This is a genomic window from Xylophilus sp. ASV27, assembly GCF_016428875.1.
In the GTDB taxonomy this organism is placed as follows: Bacteria; Pseudomonadota; Gammaproteobacteria; order Burkholderiales; family Burkholderiaceae_C; genus Xylophilus.
Genome location: NZ_JAELTO010000355.1, coordinates 1 through 312 on the forward strand (window position 1 = coordinate 1; position 312 = coordinate 312).

Below are 312 nucleotides of genomic sequence, written 5' to 3' on the forward strand. Positions count from 1 at the left end.
CCCCCCCCCCCCCCCCCCCCCCCCCCCCCCCCCCCCCCCCCCCCCCCCCCCCCCCCCCCCCCCCCCCCCCCCCCCCCCCCCCCCCCCCCCCCCCCCCCCCCCCCCCCCCCCCCTTTTCACGCAGAAGCCGGCATACGAGATTTCCTGTACGGTCTCGTGGGCTCGGAGATGTGTATAAGAGACAGGCCACCGCACGCGTCGCCACGACCTGCAGGCCATCCTGGCCGTAGCGCTGTGCGCCACCCTCGCCGGGGCAGACAACTGGGTGGAAGTGGCCCAGTTTGGACAGATGCACCAGAGCTGGTTCGCCCG

1 pseudogene is annotated in these 312 nt (G+C 76.3%); it reads left to right on the forward strand.

The features are described 5' to 3' along the window. Nucleotides 1-202 precede the first annotated feature (202 nt). Nucleotides 203-312: pseudogene (locus JHD63_RS25155) on the forward strand (transposase family protein); the annotation flags it as partial.